Consider the following 17,412-nt stretch of genomic DNA (forward strand, 5'->3'; position numbering starts at 1 on the left):
GAGGTTGTCTATGTTGTACGTTATTCACAATGGAAACATTATTATGGAAGACTCGATTTTAACTGACCATGCAGTTGTTATAGAAGGAGATAGAATTAAAGATGTGATTACAGAAGAAGAAGCGATTCAACTCTCTAATGTAGAGTTTATTAATGCAAACGGAGGATTCATATCACCCGGATTTATTGACATTCATTCGGATTATATTGAATCAATTGTTTCTCCTAGACCTACGAGCATGATGGATATGGATATTAGTCTAAGAGAAGCAGAGAAAATATTAATTAGTCATGGTATAACTACCATGTTTCATTCTCTTTCCTTTTATAAAAAAGATTTATTTACACATAAGCCAATACGTAATCCAGAAAATGTGCAGCGGTTAGTAGAAGCGATTCATGAAACACATGATCGACCACATCTTATCAGGCATCGCCTGCATGCTAGATTTGAATTAGATAATATCGAACAAATCGAGCAACTCGTAGAGAATATTGAAAACGATAAGGTGCACTTGCTATCTTTTATGGATCACACTCCAGGCCAAGGTCAGTATCGCGATTTAGAAGTATTTAGTAAGACGTTAAAGGGATATAGAAATTTATCGGATGATGAAGTTAATGTCATTATACTAGAGCGAAAAAGTCGAGAACAAATGACACTAGAAAAAATAGCGGAAGTTGCAAAAATAGCTGATAACAAAGGAATTGCTGTCGCTTCACATGATGATGATAATGAGGAAAAAGTAAAGTTAGTTCAATCTTTTGGTACGACGATTAGTGAATTTCCGATTACCTTAAATGTGGCTAAAGAAGCAAAGAATCTAGGATTACAAACCATTGTTGGGGCTCCAAATGTCCTTCTTGGTGGTTCTCATTCTGGAAATCTATCGGCTATCGAAGCAATACATGAAGACGCTGCAGATATATTATGTAGTGATTATTTTCCAGCTGCACTACTATTAGCTGTATTTCAATTACATGAAGAACATCAAAAAGAGCTTCATGAGATGTTTAAAATGGTTACATTAAATCCAGCCAAAGCTGTACGAATGGATGATGAACTTGGCTCCATAAAACCTGGGAAAAAAGCAGATATCTTAATCATTAATCAAATGGAAGATGGATATCCCATGTTAACAAAAACAATGGTAAACGGGTCGTTAATCACCACTACCAATTATAGATTTAACTAAAAGTGAGGGGATAGCATGGCACTATTAGAAGTGAGCGATTTTGGAAAACAATTTATCAATCATCGTTTACAAGTTAAAAGACAAGCGGTTAAGAATATTCACTTTACATTAGAAGAAGGGCAATTTTTAGGGATTATCGGTAAAAGTGGCAGTGGTAAATCGACCATCTTAAAAAGTATTTATCGCACCTATCTTCCAGATCAAGGAACTATATATTTTGATTCCAATCATCTAGGAAAAATTGATATTACCAAAATATCAGAAAGAGAAATGATTTACTTGCGAAAATTTGAAATTAGTTATGTTTCTCAATTTTTAGATGTACTGCCACGAATTACTTGTCGCGAATTGGTTGAAAAATCCCTTCAAGAAATGGGGGTAGAACATGCTATTGCAAGGGTCGAAGCAGAATCTGCTCTTAATCATTTTGAGATAGACGAAAAACTTTGGGATGTGTACCCAAATACATTTTCTGGTGGGGAGAAATTGAGATTGAATATTGCTATGGCAACTGTGAAACAGCCTCGTCTCTTGTTATTGGATGAACCAACAGCGAGCCTTGATCAAAATTCCAAAATAAAGGTTCGTGAAGTAATTGAAAAGCTAAAGCATAGTGGGACCACGCTAATTGGGATATTTCACGATATAGAGTTTATAGAAGGACTTTGCGATTCTATTTTTAATATGAATGACCACCAACCTGTCACAACGGTAGGGAATAAGTATGAAGGTTGATTTACATGTTCATAGCCATTACTCAGATGGTTCAGACGCTGTGAGTAAAGTGATGAAGCAAGCTAAGAAAAATGGTGTTACTCATCTTAGTTTTGTTGATCATGATACGGTTGATAATTTACTGGATATTCAGCAACAGGCTATACATTTCGATATAGATGTGATTCCAGGTATTGAAATATCTGCCTATGATTTTAAGCGAAAACGTAAGGTGCATGTTCTTGGATATAATTACAAGCCTGAGGCGAATCACATACGTAATATATGTAAGCCACTATTACAGCGAAGAAATGAGCATTCGCTTTGGCAAATAAGAAAGATTAACGAATTAGGCTATCAAATAGATGAACGGGTTATCAAGCAAACAGCTTTACCAAGTAACACGATTTATAAACAACACATCATGGATAAGTTGACCAAAGCGCCTTATGATTCGTTGGACTATAGACAGCTTTATCAGCAGCTTTTTAAACATAATGGGGTGGCTGCAGGAGATATTGTTTATATAGATGCTTTTGACGCAGTAGTAGCTATTGTTAAAGATGGTGGTGTTGCAGTTGTGGCACATCCGGGTCAATTGGATTCCTATGATTTGATTCCAGAATTAGCAGAAGTAGGACTGGGTGGATTGGAAAGAAATCACCCCGATCACACGGAAAGAGATCATGATAAAGTAGAAGCTTTAGCAGAGGAGCTAGATTTAATAATGACAGGTGGTACGGATTATCATGGCGGGTTCGGTAGTTCTATTCAAGTTGGTGAAATATCTAGTCCTATGAATAAATTATTAGTATAGCGTAAAAAGTCTTAATTTAATATGAAGTATCTGTAAATAAACCGTCTTTTCATCATTTTTATGCTTCAATGAAAATAGCTGTAAACTATACTATTTTATTGGGAGGAATACACGATGTATAAAAAAATTGGTAGTTTCTTTATGGTTGTGATGATTTTGTCTATCCTTGCTGCATGTTCAGATGGGAGTGCAGGAGGAGCAAGTAGTGATGATGTTATTGACATTGTTTGGTACCCTAATGAATCTGGTAATGAATTGAAGGCTGCGAGAGACGAAATTGGTAATGTTATAGAAGAAGAGACAGGTAAAGAAGTAGAACACCATTTAACTACTGATTATGCAATCGCAATTGAAACCATTGCAAATGATAATGCTGAACTCGCATTTATGGGAGCTCAAGGTTATATCGAGGCGAATAGTAAAAATGACGCAGTGAAGCCAATGGTTGTTCCTACTGGCCCATCTGGAACATTAGAAGATGCAATGTATCATAGTTGGCTTGCTGTGAACGTCGATGATCAAACGAATTATAAAAATGGTGATGATTTTAGCTTAGATACGATTGAGGGCAAAAGATTCTCCTTTGTTTCAAATAGTTCAACTTCCGGCTTTGTTGTTCCATCTTCCACAATAATGGAGAATTTCTCAGACAAGGAGTTAACCGAAGAAGATTTAATGGAAGGTGGTCCTTTATTCGAACAAGTATTATTTGGTGGATCGCATCAAGGATCAGCAGTTAACTTGTTAAATGGAAATGCAGACGTAGCAGCTTTTTGCGACACATGTGTAGAAAATTATGTAGAGGTAGCAGAAGGTGAAGAAAACACAGTAGGTTCTGTATATAAAGTAAAAGATAATGCTGAAGAGCCATTTAATACGGTAACTGGTAGTGAATTTACATTAATGAATGTAACTCCAGTCTTAAATGCTCCTTTTGTAGCAAATACGAATTTACTTAGTGATGAAGAATTTGAAACCATTCAAAATCTATTTAGTTCCGAAGAAATTGCAAATAATGAGGCAATTTTTGTCCCTGAAGATTCCGATGAATCTGGTTTATTCTTTAAATCTGGTGATGAGCGTTTTGTCCCTGTAGAGGATCAATGGTTTAACCCAATTCGAGAGCTTTCAGCTACAAAGTAAATTTAATGACTATCTACCGGAATTATCGGAAGGAGTGTCCATGTATGACTTTATTAGAAGTTAATAACCTTGGTAAGCACTATAACGGAGATACGAAAGTCTTAAAGAATGTTAATTTTGAAATTGGATCTGGCGAATTTGTCTCTATCATTGGTCCTTCTGGTGCGGGTAAGTCTACATTACTACGATGCATTAATCGAATGGTAGAAATTAGTGAGGGTAGCGTATTTGTAGATGGACAAAGTGTAGGAGATATGAAGAAAAAGTCTTTAAGAACTCTACGTACAAATATAGGAATGATTTTTCAACACTATAACTTAGTACCTCGTCTTACGGTAATTGAAAATGTGCTACATGGAAGATTTGGGTATAAAACAAATTTACAAGGTATATTTGGGAGATTTACAGAAAAAGAGAAAGAAAAAGCTTTTGAATTACTTGATAGATTAGGTATTGCTGATCATGCATATAAGCGGTGTGACCAATTAAGTGGAGGGCAGCAGCAGAGAGTTGGAATATGTCGCGCATTAATTCAAGATCCAAAGATTATTCTATGTGATGAGCCAATCGCGTCTTTAGATCCAAATTCTTCGAAGATAATTATGGATTATCTAAAAAGAATTACAAATGAATTAGGGATTACCTGTTTAGTGAATTTACACCAAGTCGAAGTGGCAAAAGAATATGCAGATCGCATTATTGGTTTAAAAAGTGGAGAAATTGTTTTTGACGGCCCAAGCAATATGTTGTATCAGGATAAAATTGAATCGATTTATGGTTTTCAACAGCGAGAACTAATTACGGTATAGAGGAGTAGGTCATATGGATGAACAAAAGATGAGGAAAGGGAAGTGGCAAGCAACAATCTTTTTACTACTAATTATCTTGATGACCTATTTTGCTTCGTCCATAACGCAGTTTAATTTGCTTGAGAGTATTACGACAATTCCACAAGCAATTGGTTGGATGGTTGCTAATCTTTTTATTACCAGTGAAGCTATTACAAAATTACCTGGTATAGTAGAAAAATTGACCGAGACAATTTTTATGTCTATTGCTGCTACAACTTTAGCAGCAGTGCTATCAATCGCGTTAGCATTACTCGGTTCAAAAACGACAAAAGTAAATAACTTTTTTAGTGTGCTAGCTCGTTTTATAGCATCTTTTTCAAGAAACATTCCTGTGGTAGCTTGGTCATTGATTTTACTGATTTCTTTTGGTCAAAACTCGGTGACAGGCTTCCTGGCACTTTTCGTTGGGACATTGGGATTTTTGACTAGAGCATTTATTGAAACAATAGATGAAGCAAGCTCAAGTTCGGTAGAAGCCCTTAGTGCAACAGGGGCTACATACTTTCATATTGTAAACAATGCCGTAATTCCGCAAAGCCTCCCGCAAATGTTAAGCTGGATCCTATTTATGATTGAAACGAATATTCGTAGTGCAACACTTGTAGGGATATTAACAGGTACTGGTATTGGATATATGTTCGATATTTACTATAAAAATTTGAATTATGATGTTGTTGCGTTGATTACTTTGTCCATCGTTATAGCCGTAATTATTATTGAATTATTATCTAACAAGATACGGAAGGTGATATTGTAATGGAAATGAATCAAGTAACAACCTCGATAAAAATGAGACGGAAGCGGAACGGGCAAATTAATATAAAATCTGGGAACAAAATTGATTTAGTTGTCAAGAGTACAATATGGATCCTTAGCTTGTTAACAATCTTAGCGTTTTTCTTTTTCAATTATTCCGGTCTACAGCTAGAACGAGCAATACCAGAAACATGGCATAATTTAAGAGTAATGTTCTTAGAGCCTGCTCTTAACCATTTTAGTTGGCAAGAAGCGGCGTATCAAATTGGGGTCACATTGGGATTGGGTATTTTAGCTACGGTTTTTGGGGCGATTATAGCATTTTTTCTTGCTTTGATGGCTGCAGAGAATTTATCAAAACCATGGATATCCAAAACAGTTAGGATTTTTGTAGCGTTTGTACGAGCTGTACCTACCGTGCTTTGGGTGCTTATTTTTGCTATAGCAGCAGGACTCGGAAGTGAAGCTGCTGTTCTTGGAATGTTGTTTCATTCCGTTGCTTACCTAGTAAAGGCATTTTCAGAAGCGTTTGAAGAAGTGGATGCTGGAATTCTTGAAGCACTAAGAGCTTCAGGTTCAAAATGGTGGCATGTAATTGTACATGGTATATTACCATCTACCTTTACGTATTTATTGTCTTGGACATTCTTACGATTTGAAATAAATTTCTCAGTAGCTGTGGCAATGGGCGCGGCTGCTGGAGCGGGTGGAATTGGCTTTGAATTGTTTATGGCTTCTGGATTTTACTTTGATCTTAGAGAAGTTGGCTTTATCACATATGCGATTTTATTAATCGCAATCATACTAGAGATTATGTCAACGAGATTGAAAAATCGCTATTTTCCTGGTCAAGTAACTTCTTAAGAGCAGGAGAATATGTATAGATAAATAGCTAGCTTTAACCAATAATTTTGGTAAGCATGTGTGCAGGTTGAACTAAAGCGAAATGAAAATAGTTTTTAGATGCTTCGCGTATTTTAAGGTGGATGATGCGCCTTCGGATACTATGTATTCCAATATGCTCCCCTTCAGGTGGACGGTTTAAAAAACATAAACTGTTTATCGATGGGGAGTTTTTAATTGCCTATATTTCAATATCCAAACTATTTTAAACTAGAGATTTTCGTGTTTTTATTATCTATATATTTTTAAATTTTTGAAAAAATGAAACCGATAATGAGTAAAATCGTATATAGTAGAAAAGGAGGGGTTATATGAAATTTCTACGTGACATAGATGCGGATTCACTCTTACCATATATTTTGACAAGTATCCTACTATTACTCGTGTCTGCTTTTGGTATACCTGGGATAGCTATTATTTTTATTCAGGACTTATTATTTTTTTCTTATGATCATTGGATTTTCATTCGACCTGTAGAATCGTTTAAAGGATTTGGAATCGCCATGATTTTGATTGCAGTGACACTATTATCTTTCTTATTAACTAAATTCTATATGGAGAAAAAAGATAAAGAATATAAATTAACGACTATTCATCTCTTATTACTAGTTGTAACAATTCCATTATTTATCTTTTCAGTTTCACATTATGCTTATTTTGATAGTAATGGGGTACATGGAAATGATTTTTGGTCTTTATCTGAAAATAACATTGCCTGGGATGATGTAGAGGAAGTTAGTAGGGTTGTTGATCCTCGTTCACGATCAGTATTTTCATACCATTTTTCAGATAGTAATACAACGATTGATATTCCATATGACACGCAAGACAATCGTATCAAACAAATCATTACCGAAGTGATAAACACAAATGATTGGGATGTAAAGGATATATATAATGAATAATTTTTAAGATGAGAGAAGGTATAACATGATTATTTGGATTAATGGAACATTCGGCGTTGGAAAAACAGAAACTGCGAAAATACTACATAAAAGAATACCGAATTCCTATTTGTATGATCCGGAAGAAGTAGGCTTTCTAATCCGAAAACAGCTACCGGTTGAATTATGTGAAGAAGACTTTCAGGACCATGAAGAATGGAGAATGTGGAATTATCACTTATTAAAGAAGATAACAACAGAAACAGAAAAAATAGTGATTGTACCAATGACACTTACGAATGAACAATACTATCAAGAAATTATAGGAAGACTAAAGAAAGAAGGTATTCAATTACATCACTTTACACTTGTAGCAGAACCTCAAACAATAATAGATAGATTAAAGAAAAGAGGGGATGAAGATAATAAATTTATTGTGAATCGAATCGAAAAAATGTAAACCAATTAGATGCAACTTTTTTTCAAAGACATATAAATACAGAAAAACTAACTGCGGAAGAAACAGCATCAGAGGTTTTAAATATAATCATAAGCAAATGCCTATGACTATTCATAACATGTTCTAGGTGCATAATTAATCCATAATAGTAAAAGAAAATAAAAAGATTAGTAGGAAGAAAATAGTTACTATAATGATTATTACATCAGTCTTGCTAGCAGAGGGAATTTATTCTATTAATCAGTGGGGAAATTCCCCACTGATTGAGAGGACTGTCCCTAAAACTCCATCTATTTTCTGCCTCGTTTCTTCTCCCAAGCGAAGCTTCCACCGGTGACATCTCTTACATCGTGAATGACTACAAATGCTTTTTCGTCGACGGAGTAGATAAGTCTCTTTAATCTCATTAATTGGTATTTGCTAATAATAATATAAGACATGTCTGCATCTTGTTTCATATAACCACCATAACCCTTAAATACGGTTGCGCTAGTGTCTAAATTGTTTATTACCACGTCTGTGATTTCAGTAGCATGCGTGGAGATTACACTAACTGCTTTTCTAGGATCTAGCCCCTCCATAACAAGGTCTGTAGCTTTCTTACCAATAAACAATAAGATGATAGTATACATCGTATTTAAAGTTCCAATAAAAAATAATCCAGCTAAAACGACGGCTGCATCCAGTACAAAATTCGTTCTTGTTAGATCCCATCCTAGATTATGGTGAAACATCCGGGCAATAACACTTGTACCGCCCATCGAACTACCGGTACGGAAAATCAATCCTGCACCTATACCACTAAAGAAACCTGCAAATATAGCAGATACAAGCGGATCTGCAAGGGGTTCAATATTATTTTCTGTTATATAAAGAAATAAGGAAATCAGTGTTGCTGTGATCGTAGTTAGTATGATATTTCTTTTTGGTAATACGGTGTATCCGATTGCTAGGATAATTGCTGCCAATATAAAGTTAACAATACCCGTAGACCATCCAAATACATAATGGAGAAGAATGGACATACCTGTAAGCCCGCCATCAGCAAAGTTATTGGGGATAATTAACATATTAACAGCTAATGCGTAAAAAAGTGCTCCGATAATAATAAAAATAATATCTTTTAAGAAATGTTTCATTATGTAAGCTCCTTGTTAGTAGAAATCGTCTCATTCTAAACTAAATTTTTCCCTATTTACTTAAATTAAAACCAAATTTTATATGGTATTTTTTCAGAAAGAGGATGATACATTGGAACGAATATCAAGAAAAAAGTCAATCATCTATGTTACTTTAATAATCTTTCTATTATTTGTACTTGTTGATATCTATTATGAAACGAATGTATTCAAAGTGAATAAAGTACATTTCAAATCTAATAAATTGGATAGTGATTCGAGAATTAAATTGATTCAGCTTAGTGACCTTCATGCAAAAGTATTTGGTGATAATAACCAGAAGTTAATACATACAATAAAAAATCAGCAGCCAGACGTTATTGTGATTACAGGGGATATTATAGATAGAAAGACGAAGCGTTTCCATGACGTTTTTCACTTAGTAGAAGAATTAACGTCTTTTCAGCAGCACGTTTATTTTGTATCTGGTAATCACGAATGGGGAAATAATTTAAAAAATGAACTGTTGATAGGACTTGAGCAACGAGGAGTACACATGTTAAATAATGATTCCACAGAAATGATGATAAAAGGAATGACTCTCAATCTTGTCGGTATAGATGATGTGTCTACCAATCATGAGGATATGAAAAAGGCATTTAACAATGTCAATACTAAAGAATATACAGTGTTGTTGTCTCATTCTCCAGGTGTTACCGATAAATATGTTGAAATAGATGCTGATTTAATCCTGAGTGGTCATACTCACGGAGGGCAAGTAAGGTTGCCATTGATTGGTCCGATAGTAGCACCTGATGAAGGTTTATTTCCTAAAAAAGATAAAGGTGTTTATCAACTGAAAGAGAATCAACATTTGTATATCGATAGTGGTTTAGGTACGAGTTTATTACCAGTTCGATTTTTAAATCAGAGTCAGCTCAGTGTCATTGAAATTACAAACTAACATGTAGTAATGTTTTAGTGTACTTTAGTGAATTGGTAAAAACGTAATAAAGTAAGTTCGATGTGAAAATTTTAATATTTGAAACATTTCCGGTGAGATAGTCGTAGAATAGTTATATTTTTATATAAAAGGGAGAGTAAATATTGAGAGAATGGTGGGAAACAAAAAAAGCTAAAACGAGAAAGCAAAGAAAAGATAAAGAAGATTATACGAAAAAAGATCTTGTATTAGATATTTTGTTTTGGGTTCCTGATATTATTATTTTGCCTATTCGCTTAATTATTTGGCTGATAAGAGGTATTTTTAGATGGATGGATCTGATTTGAAATCTAAGATTGTTTGCATAACGATGTTATAGCTAAGGAGCTGACATAAATGGGAAATAACCAATCATACTCACCACCAAAGCATTTTATATCAGCAGCAACGATTGTCATCAATGAGCATGATGAAATATTATTAATCAAAGGTCCCAGGAGAGGATGGGAAATGCCTGGCGGTCAAGTTGAAGAAGGAGAATCTTTGAAAGTAGCCGCTATTCGAGAAACGAAAGAAGAATCTGGTGTGGATGTTGAAATTATAAAGTTCTGTGGTGTATTTCAAAATGTTCAACAGTCGATAACCAACACCTTATTTTTAGCGAAACCAATTGGAGGGACGCCCTCTATTACATCAGAGAGTCTAGAAACAGGATACTTCCCTATTAAAGTAGCATTAGATATGGTAACGTTACCTAATTTTAAACAAAGAATCAAATATTGCTTAGATGAGAATACGCATCCTTTTTGCATAGAGTTCTAAATGGTTGTTAGTCATTTGTGCTACTTAAGTTGTTTTCTTCTGAAGTATATACAGATATATCATCTGTGTCTATATTTCTTACAATGATGTGGTTCGAGCTTTCTTTTGTAGAATAAATTTCAGATCCCTTAGGTTCAGAATTGGAGCGTAAATGTCTAACGGGCATAACATCAGGTGGAGTCTGTTCCTTAATTTCACCAATTTTTACAGATTGGCTGTAGTTTGTTGCATCATCCAAATAATAGTAATTAGTATTATGAATTCTGATCATGCTTTGATAGGATTCGCTTTCTGTTGCAGTATTACATGCTCCGAGAAAGAATATAAAGAAAAGAAACATTGATCGTTTTTTCATCGTCATAACCCCCATTTTTTAATTATATTATAGGGAGAACTAAAAATGAATCAACATTGGTTAAAAAGAAGCATGGAACAGTAAGCTACATTTCACTTGCACTAGGTATCACCTGTTTTTTTATCGTGTTTGTGCAACCCACTAGAATTGCAAACATAGGCAGTTTAATTGGAGATTCTATTACTATGATATTATCTGCGGTAGGTATCATTCTTTCTCTGTTTGGTAGATTAAAAAAGTCAGAGAAGAATGTAATTCCAACAATTTCGTTGATACTATCTGGGTCCTTCATTATTTATTGGGTCATGATTTTTATTCTCTTGATTACAGGAATCATTGATTTTGCACCATAAAATGAAAGGTGTGAGGATATAGTTGAAAATAACATTGATGATTACTAATTTAATTGTTTGTGGATTTCTTGCTTTTGCTATTACGTTATTTTTTGCTAGCGGAACAATTGCTGAGAATTATACTGATAAAACTTTTGTGGCACCTGAATATTTTTTCATTTTACCTATTTGGTTTCTTGGTGTTATATTGTCATGGTTTTATGTTTATAAGCGCAAGATCGAACATATTTCTTATCTAGAAATGATATTCATTAATATTTTTCCATGGCTCTCTCTGTTTGTTGGGATTTTTATTATACATTTTATTTTATAGTTGATAAGTCTATTGAGCATTTTTAAAACGAGAGGAGTTAGTACATGATGAATAAGCTTTTATCTTATTTATGGAAAATACTACTTTTCGCCTTATTCATCGTACCAATCTTCTACCTACTGATTATGAATGTGGACACAAATGACCAAGTACAGGTAGATGATGATTATCAATTTACTTCAGAGGGGTACGTCGTCTCTAAAAGATTAACAAATACAATATGGATAGCAGATGAGCCTACTTCTTTGATCAATAGAATTACAGGGCATCTTTTTTCTGAACATAAAGGGCTTATCATCGTTTCGGAACATCGAGCTGTCAAAGGTAACAATCTGTTTCATAATATTAGTGTAAATCAAAAAGTGCGTGTCTATAGCGATAAATTATTGGAGTCCTCACCTGCGAGAACAAATGCTTATTTTGTTGAAGTAATCGACGAATGAAATTAGGTCTATGCTAAAAATTCCTTTAATAGCGCATTAAACCTCTCAGGGTATTCCCAAAACATCATGTGTCCACCGAGTATCTCTATGTCTGCTTTTGAAGCTAATTGTTTCAAATAAGGCTTCGCTACATCGGACCAATGTTTGGCAATAATAAATAAAGTAGGTATTTCTGTACTAAGCTGTTGTGCTTCTGTACGATAATCAGAAAATAACCCAGAAGCAAATAAGCTTGCAGCAACATGTGGAGGAGTAAGTAATGATTGGCCAATAATCCAATCTAACTCACTATTGGTTAGGTTACGCTGAATCATTACATTTTCACTGTAACTCTTAATAAATTCCTTTTGACCCTTTTCATCTCGTAAACTGGCATGATATACGTGTGCCATATCATCCAGATTCCCTTCAACCCAATCATTTTCATTTACGGATAATGATTTAGGTGGCATATCAATGAAAGTGGTTGATTTAAGATGATCACTTCCAAATTGTTTGACGTATTCCCATACCGTTAGACAACCAAAAGACCATCCAACTAAATGGACATTTGTTAATCCTAAGCTTTGTAGAACCATGTGTAAATCCATTCCATGGGTAACGTAATCATTCCCATGAACAGTTGTAGTTGATTTTCCATGACTTCTAGGATCGATTATAATCACTCGATAATTAGACGAAAAATAATTTACTTGGTGTTGAAACACTTCAGATGTAAAAGTGAACCCAGGTATAAAAACAAGAACATCCTCTTTACCGCCACTATCCCTAACATAGAGTTTTACATTTTCTTCTACCTCTATAAATAATTCTTGCATCTTCACCTAACCTCCATCATTTTTATTTTCTATAAGTATACTTCAATAAAAATTGAAAAAGACCTGCTGAAGTTTAGTTTATATGGAAATGTCGAACAATTCTATTTCAAAAAAGGAACTGTTCTATTAGGATTAGTATTGTAAACTAGTATATATAATTCGATACAGCGAGAAAAGAGGCATATTTATGTTTGATTTTTCATTATTAGATTGGGTTATTGTTATTATTTGTGCATTATTTGTTGGGTTTTCGAAGTCTGGATTACCAAATCTAGTCATTCTAGTTGTAACGTTGATAATGTTTGTATTTCCCGCGCGAGAATCAGTTGGATTATTACTTCCTATGTTGTTAATTGGCGATTTATTTGCAGTTACATATTATCGTAGAAATGTAGTTTGGAAGTATCTTACTAATTTGATACCTTGGGTTTTAATGGGGATTTTGGCAGGCTTTTTTGTACTACAATATGTCAATGATGAACAATTAAAACCTATTATCGGTGTAATTGTTTTAATCATGATAGCATTAAATGTAGTTAGAGAGAGGCTTGGGAGTAAGTTTAATGAGATGCTACCTACTTCACTGACATTTACAATTTTGATGGGAGTTCTAGGTGGCTTTACTACGATGGTTGGTAATGCAGCTGGTGCTATTATGACAATATACTTGCTTGTAAAAGGACTTCCGAAGAAAGAGTTCGTTGGTACAGGTGCTTGGTTTTTCCTATCAGTTAATGTAATTAAATTTCCTTTTTACATGTACTTAGGTTTAATTACAACGGAATCATTAACATTCAATTTAACGATGGCACCAGTCATCATACTGGGAGCTATAATAGGAGTAAAAGTATTGCCACTGATCCCGCAACATGTATTTACTATGCTTATACTAGTTTTAGCAACGGTTGGCGGAATTAATTTACTCTTTAATTAGGTAGAGCAAATAAAAACAACCGAACTTTCATCCAGTTAATTTAATGGAGAAAAGTTCGGTTATCTTGGATTATGCTTATATTAAAATGCAGCTGTCCATCCGCCATCTGCTGTTACAACGGTTCCGTTAACGAAGCTTGCGTCATCAGATGCTAAGAAAAGCGCCACTTGTGCAATCTCTTCAGGTTGTCCAACACGTGGCATTACACCTTGAACTGCTTTTGTACGTCCAAAACCAAACTCATTGAATCCTTTTAACGAAGAGGTAATATTAGTAGCAACACCACCTGGAGCAATGGCATTACAACGAATGCCGCTATTTGCATACATATAACCTGTATTTTTGGTTAAACCAATTACAGCATGCTTAGAAGCGCCATATGCAGCACCAGCGTGTGCACCATTTAAACCTCCGGTAGAAGCAGTATTTACAATAACACCGCTTTCTTTTTCAAGGAAAATTGGTATAGCTTTACGCATTGCACGCATAACACCTTTTGTGTTTATATCAAAAATAAGGTCCCAACGGTCATCCTCAACATCACCAACTGCTTCAAAACCATCCATGATTCCTGCATTATTCACTAGAATATCTAATGTTCCGTAAGTATCAACAGCAGTATCAATCATCTTATCAATATCCTCTTTTTGAGCAATATTAACTTTGATTGCAGTTGCAACTCCGTTATTGCTTGTAATTTCTTCAACAACACTTTGTGCGCCTTCTTCATTCAAATCAGCGACAATTACTTTTGCTCCTTCACTAGCATATAGAGTAGCAATGGCTTTCCCCATACCAGATGCCGCCCCAGTAACAATAGCTACTTTGTCTTTTAATTTCATTTCAACATCCCCTTTATCAATTTATTGTACATCTGTTCAATAAAAATTATACTGTAAGATAGAGATGGTTCCTATAAAAATAAGTTATGGTTTTTGATTAATCGACAGTTCTTCTTAAACATGTCTAATAAAAGGGGGATGAATAAATTGAAAAAAGATCTTCGTATCATAAAGACAGAAAAAAACATCCGAACTGCATTGTTTTCTTTACTAAAGTCCAAGTCATTAGAAGATATAACGGTATCTGAACTCTGTCGTAAGGCTCATGTAAATAGAGGAACATTTTATTTGCATTACGGAAATATTCAAGATGTATTTAAACAAACTTTTGAAGAAATAGTGGAGGATTTAAAAATATCGTACGATGAACCATATAAACAGACAAACGATAATATTAATCAACTAGACGCAAATATGATACGAATATTTGATCATGTGAAAAGACATCAAAATTTTTATGAAATCGTATTCAATGAGCGTATTCCAATGACGTATTATTACTCTGTTTTTGATCGAATTCGTTTGTTGATGTCTTATTCCATTGAAAAAGCGTTGACGACAACTACTAATATAGATAAGGATTATTTATTAAGCTATCAAACGAATGCAATTCTTGGTTTGTTAATTCAATGGCATCGAAAAAATTATGGAACACCTGTAATGGAATTGAATAAACACTTATTAAAAATTATAAATTTCAATAGTTGAATCAATTTCATGATTGTTACATTGGCAAAAGGAGAGAATACTAAAGGAACCCATTAATTATGTAACTTTTTACCACATTAAATTGTTAAATAGTATAGACTTTATTATCAGATTATTGTTATTATAATGAGAATACAAACAGATTGGAGGAAGATGTCTTGAAATCTTTAGAGAAAGTAAGCATTTTTGCAGGTAATACCTTTGCGATATGGGTGTTGTTATTTGGGGTGATTAGTTTTATTTTTCCAAGTGGATTCTCTTGGATCGCTCCACATATTTCGCTACTTCTTGGAATTATTATGTTTGGAATGGGGTTGACACTTACTCCAAATGACTTCAAAGGGGTAATAAAGACACCGAAAAGTGTATTAATTGCTGTAATATTGCAATATACCATTATGCCAATTATTGCATATTGTCTTGCTGTAGTTTTTCAACTTCCTCCAGCAATTGCGGTGGGAGTCATACTAGTAGGGTGTTGTCCGGGTGGCACTGCGTCTAATGTTATGACATATTTAGCTAAGGGTAATACTGCGTTATCCGTATCCGTGACAACAATATCTACATTAATTGCACCAATTATGACACCTACATTAACATTGTTATTAGCGAGTGAATGGATGGCTGTCTCATTTATGAGTATGTTTATATCCATTATACAGGTAGTATTACTACCAATAGTGCTAGGTGTAGGGGTACGTATGTTATTCCGTAATCAAGTGGAAAAAAGCGTATCGGTTCTACCGCTTGTATCTGTAATCGGAATTGTTGCAGTAGCAAGTGCGGTTGTTGCCGTAAATACTGAAGCAATTGCAACATCAGGTTTATTGATTTTTGGAGTTGTTATGCTACATAATTTATTAGGTTTATTCTTAGGATTTCTCATTGCAAAATTAGCTAAACTCGATTTTTCCGATCGAAAAGCAATATCGATTGAAGTAGGTATGCAAAATTCTGGCCTCGCTTCAACGCTTGCATTAACAGCTTTTGCAACAACACCAGTTGCCGCTGTACCAAGCGCGATTTTCAGTGTATGGCATAATATATCTGGGCCATTATTAGCAACATATTGGTCAAAAAAGGGCGATAAAGATATTTCCATTATCCAAGAAAAAGTTGAAAATCTAGGATAAAAGCAATATCTAGAATTTATCATCTTTATCTCACACAATAAAAATACTGTGTAATAATTTATACAGTATTAGAAAATCCTAGATAATAATATATTGAAAATAAACCGTCTGGGTAGTATAGTGAAATTAATTAAAAAATATCAATTGTGCTGAGGATGATGAATTTGTCAAAACAATCACGTAAAATCACAATCCTGAATGCAGCATCAGGAATCGTAAGTGAAAAAGGGATTTTCAATTTAACATTAGAGGCTGTAGCGAAAGAGGCAGGAATTAGTAAAGGCGGGTTGTTATATCATTTCCCTTCTAAGGAAGCTCTTGTAAAAGGGATGGTGGAACACTTAGCACAAAACTATCAAAATAAAATAAGTGATAATGTTGAGAGAGATCCATTGGAGAGAGGTAAGTGGACGAGATCATTTTTAAATGTAACTTTCAACCAAGGATATCCGAATAAAGATATGCATGCTGGACTATTAGCAGCCAAAGCGGTTAATCCTAAATTGATGGCTCCGCTTCATGATGCGTATGAAAAATGGCAAGGTAATATTGAAAATGATGGGTTAGACCCGATTGATGCAACAATCATTCGTTTAGCAGCAGATGGTATTTGGTTAGCTGAACTTTTAGAACATTATAATATAGATAATGAAAAGAAGAAAGAAGTATATAAAAGGCTCCACGAATGGATTCAGGATTTATATATGAAAGCAGAAAAGAAAGAGAAAGATAGCGATTAAAACTACCTAAGTGATTAGGTAGTTTTTTTTATGAGAAATAACGAACAATAAAAAAGTGAAAAAGGGTGTTGATATAAAACCGTCCAGATGGTATAGTAACACTTGTGAATAATTAACCGTCTGAACGGTACAGTATTTGAATATATATAGATCAAAATTTATAGGAG

At 34.3% G+C, this 17,412-nt stretch carries 22 protein-coding genes; 18 read left to right on the plus strand and 4 right to left on the minus strand.

Going from position 1 to position 17,412, the window contains the following annotated elements:
* Positions 1-13 precede the first annotated feature (13 nt).
* The 9 genes from phnM (at position 14) to OB_RS05255 (ending at position 7,723) form a co-directional block, all read left to right on the plus strand.
* The gene (gene phnM, locus OB_RS05215; RefSeq protein ID WP_041544484.1) at positions 14-1,195 is read left to right on the plus strand and encodes a phosphonate metabolism protein PhnM; all 1,182 of its coding nucleotides are present in this window, start codon (positions 14-16) and stop codon (positions 1,193-1,195) included.
* Between the two features lie 15 nt (positions 1,196-1,210).
* Positions 1,211-1,930 (plus strand): phosphonate C-P lyase system protein PhnL, encoded by a 720-nt coding sequence (phnL, locus tag OB_RS05220; protein ID WP_011065376.1) that lies wholly within the window; start codon positions 1,211-1,213, stop codon positions 1,928-1,930.
* Complete coding sequence (locus tag OB_RS05225; protein WP_011065377.1) at positions 1,920-2,726, plus strand: PHP domain-containing protein; 807 nt, start codon at positions 1,920-1,922, stop codon at positions 2,724-2,726. The genes phnL and OB_RS05225 overlap by 11 nt, the downstream gene beginning before the upstream one ends.
* Before the next feature lie 114 nt (positions 2,727-2,840).
* On the plus strand, positions 2,841-3,869 hold the full coding sequence (locus OB_RS05230) for a PhnD/SsuA/transferrin family substrate-binding protein (protein ID WP_011065378.1): 1,029 nt from the start codon (positions 2,841-2,843) through the stop codon (positions 3,867-3,869).
* A gap of 44 nt (positions 3,870-3,913) precedes the next feature.
* Positions 3,914-4,678, plus strand: coding sequence for a phosphonate ABC transporter ATP-binding protein (gene phnC / locus OB_RS05235; protein WP_011065379.1), 765 nt, complete (start codon positions 3,914-3,916; stop codon positions 4,676-4,678).
* A 13-nt stretch (positions 4,679-4,691) separates the two neighbouring features.
* Complete coding sequence (gene phnE / locus OB_RS05240) at positions 4,692-5,477, plus strand: phosphonate ABC transporter, permease protein PhnE (protein WP_011065380.1); 786 nt, start codon at positions 4,692-4,694, stop codon at positions 5,475-5,477.
* Positions 5,477-6,340: a phosphonate ABC transporter, permease protein PhnE gene (phnE, locus tag OB_RS05245; protein WP_011065381.1), complete on the plus strand. Its 864-nt coding sequence runs from the start codon at positions 5,477-5,479 to the stop codon at positions 6,338-6,340. Before phnE (OB_RS05240) ends, phnE (OB_RS05245) begins: the two co-directional genes overlap by 1 nt.
* A 350-nt stretch (positions 6,341-6,690) precedes the next feature.
* Positions 6,691-7,284, plus strand: coding sequence for a hypothetical protein (locus OB_RS05250; protein ID WP_011065382.1), 594 nt, complete (start codon positions 6,691-6,693; stop codon positions 7,282-7,284).
* A 25-nt stretch (positions 7,285-7,309) separates the two neighbouring features.
* Positions 7,310-7,723, plus strand: a complete 414-nt coding sequence (locus OB_RS05255) for an AAA family ATPase (protein ID WP_011065383.1) — start codon at positions 7,310-7,312, stop codon at positions 7,721-7,723.
* Between the two features lie 290 nt (positions 7,724-8,013).
* Here OB_RS05255 and OB_RS05260 read toward each other — a convergent pair whose 3' ends face one another.
* Positions 8,014-8,862, minus strand: a complete 849-nt coding sequence (locus OB_RS05260; protein WP_011065384.1) for a YitT family protein — start codon at positions 8,860-8,862, stop codon at positions 8,014-8,016.
* 112 nt (positions 8,863-8,974) lie between these two features.
* Between OB_RS05260 and OB_RS05265 the strand changes: the two genes are divergently transcribed.
* The 3 genes from OB_RS05265 to OB_RS05275 all read left to right on the plus strand — a co-directional run bounded on the left by OB_RS05265 (position 8,975) and on the right by OB_RS05275 (position 10,606).
* On the plus strand, positions 8,975-9,805 hold the full coding sequence (locus OB_RS05265; RefSeq protein ID WP_011065385.1) for a metallophosphoesterase: 831 nt from the start codon (positions 8,975-8,977) through the stop codon (positions 9,803-9,805).
* Between the two features lie 143 nt (positions 9,806-9,948).
* Positions 9,949-10,131: a hypothetical protein gene (locus OB_RS05270; protein WP_011065386.1), complete on the plus strand. Its 183-nt coding sequence runs from the start codon at positions 9,949-9,951 to the stop codon at positions 10,129-10,131.
* A 49-nt stretch (positions 10,132-10,180) separates the two neighbouring features.
* Entirely contained in the window at positions 10,181-10,606 is a 426-nt protein-coding gene (locus OB_RS05275) for an NUDIX hydrolase (protein WP_011065387.1), read from the plus strand.
* 7 nt (positions 10,607-10,613) lie between these two features.
* On the opposite strand, the gene OB_RS05280 is transcribed toward OB_RS05275, so the two are convergent.
* A complete protein-coding gene (locus OB_RS05280; protein ID WP_011065388.1) occupies positions 10,614-10,961 on the minus strand; it encodes a hypothetical protein in 348 nt (115 codons plus the stop codon).
* A 56-nt stretch (positions 10,962-11,017) separates the two neighbouring features.
* On the opposite strand from OB_RS05280, the gene OB_RS05285 reads away from it, so the two are divergent.
* Positions 11,018-11,314 carry a hypothetical protein gene (locus OB_RS05285; protein WP_011065389.1) on the plus strand — a complete coding sequence of 99 codons (297 nt, stop codon included), beginning with the start codon at positions 11,018-11,020 and terminating at the stop codon, positions 11,312-11,314.
* Positions 11,315-11,671: 357 nt separating this feature from the next.
* Positions 11,672-12,070, plus strand: a complete 399-nt coding sequence (locus OB_RS05295; RefSeq protein WP_011065392.1) for a YobA family protein — start codon at positions 11,672-11,674, stop codon at positions 12,068-12,070.
* A gap of 8 nt (positions 12,071-12,078) precedes the next feature.
* On the opposite strand, the gene OB_RS05300 is transcribed toward OB_RS05295, so the two are convergent.
* A complete protein-coding gene (locus tag OB_RS05300; RefSeq protein WP_011065393.1) occupies positions 12,079-12,888 on the minus strand; it encodes an alpha/beta fold hydrolase in 810 nt (269 codons plus the stop codon).
* 187 nt (positions 12,889-13,075) lie between these two features.
* Between OB_RS05300 and OB_RS05305 the strand changes: the two genes are divergently transcribed.
* Positions 13,076-13,822, plus strand: coding sequence for a sulfite exporter TauE/SafE family protein (locus OB_RS05305; protein ID WP_011065394.1), 747 nt, complete (start codon positions 13,076-13,078; stop codon positions 13,820-13,822).
* Positions 13,823-13,902: 80 nt separating this feature from the next.
* Here the strand turns inward: OB_RS05305 and OB_RS05310 are convergent, their stop codons facing one another.
* Positions 13,903-14,664: an SDR family oxidoreductase gene (locus OB_RS05310; RefSeq protein ID WP_011065395.1), complete on the minus strand. Its 762-nt coding sequence runs from the start codon at positions 14,662-14,664 to the stop codon at positions 13,903-13,905.
* A 138-nt stretch (positions 14,665-14,802) separates the two neighbouring features.
* Here OB_RS05310 and OB_RS05315 point away from each other — a divergent pair, with 138 nt between their 5' ends.
* The 3 genes from OB_RS05315 (at position 14,803) to OB_RS05325 (ending at position 17,245) form a co-directional block, all read left to right on the plus strand.
* Positions 14,803-15,372, plus strand: coding sequence for a TetR/AcrR family transcriptional regulator (locus tag OB_RS05315; protein WP_041544104.1), 570 nt, complete (start codon positions 14,803-14,805; stop codon positions 15,370-15,372).
* 158 nt (positions 15,373-15,530) lie between these two features.
* Entirely contained in the window at positions 15,531-16,505 is a 975-nt protein-coding gene (locus OB_RS05320) for a bile acid:sodium symporter family protein (protein WP_011065397.1), read from the plus strand.
* A 164-nt stretch (positions 16,506-16,669) separates the two neighbouring features.
* Positions 16,670-17,245, plus strand: coding sequence for a TetR/AcrR family transcriptional regulator (locus OB_RS05325; protein ID WP_011065398.1), 576 nt, complete (start codon positions 16,670-16,672; stop codon positions 17,243-17,245).
* Positions 17,246-17,412: the final 167 nt, after the last annotated feature.

It is taken from the genome of Oceanobacillus iheyensis HTE831 (genome assembly GCF_000011245.1).
In the GTDB taxonomy this organism is placed as follows: Bacteria; Bacillota; Bacilli; order Bacillales; family Amphibacillaceae; genus Oceanobacillus; species Oceanobacillus iheyensis.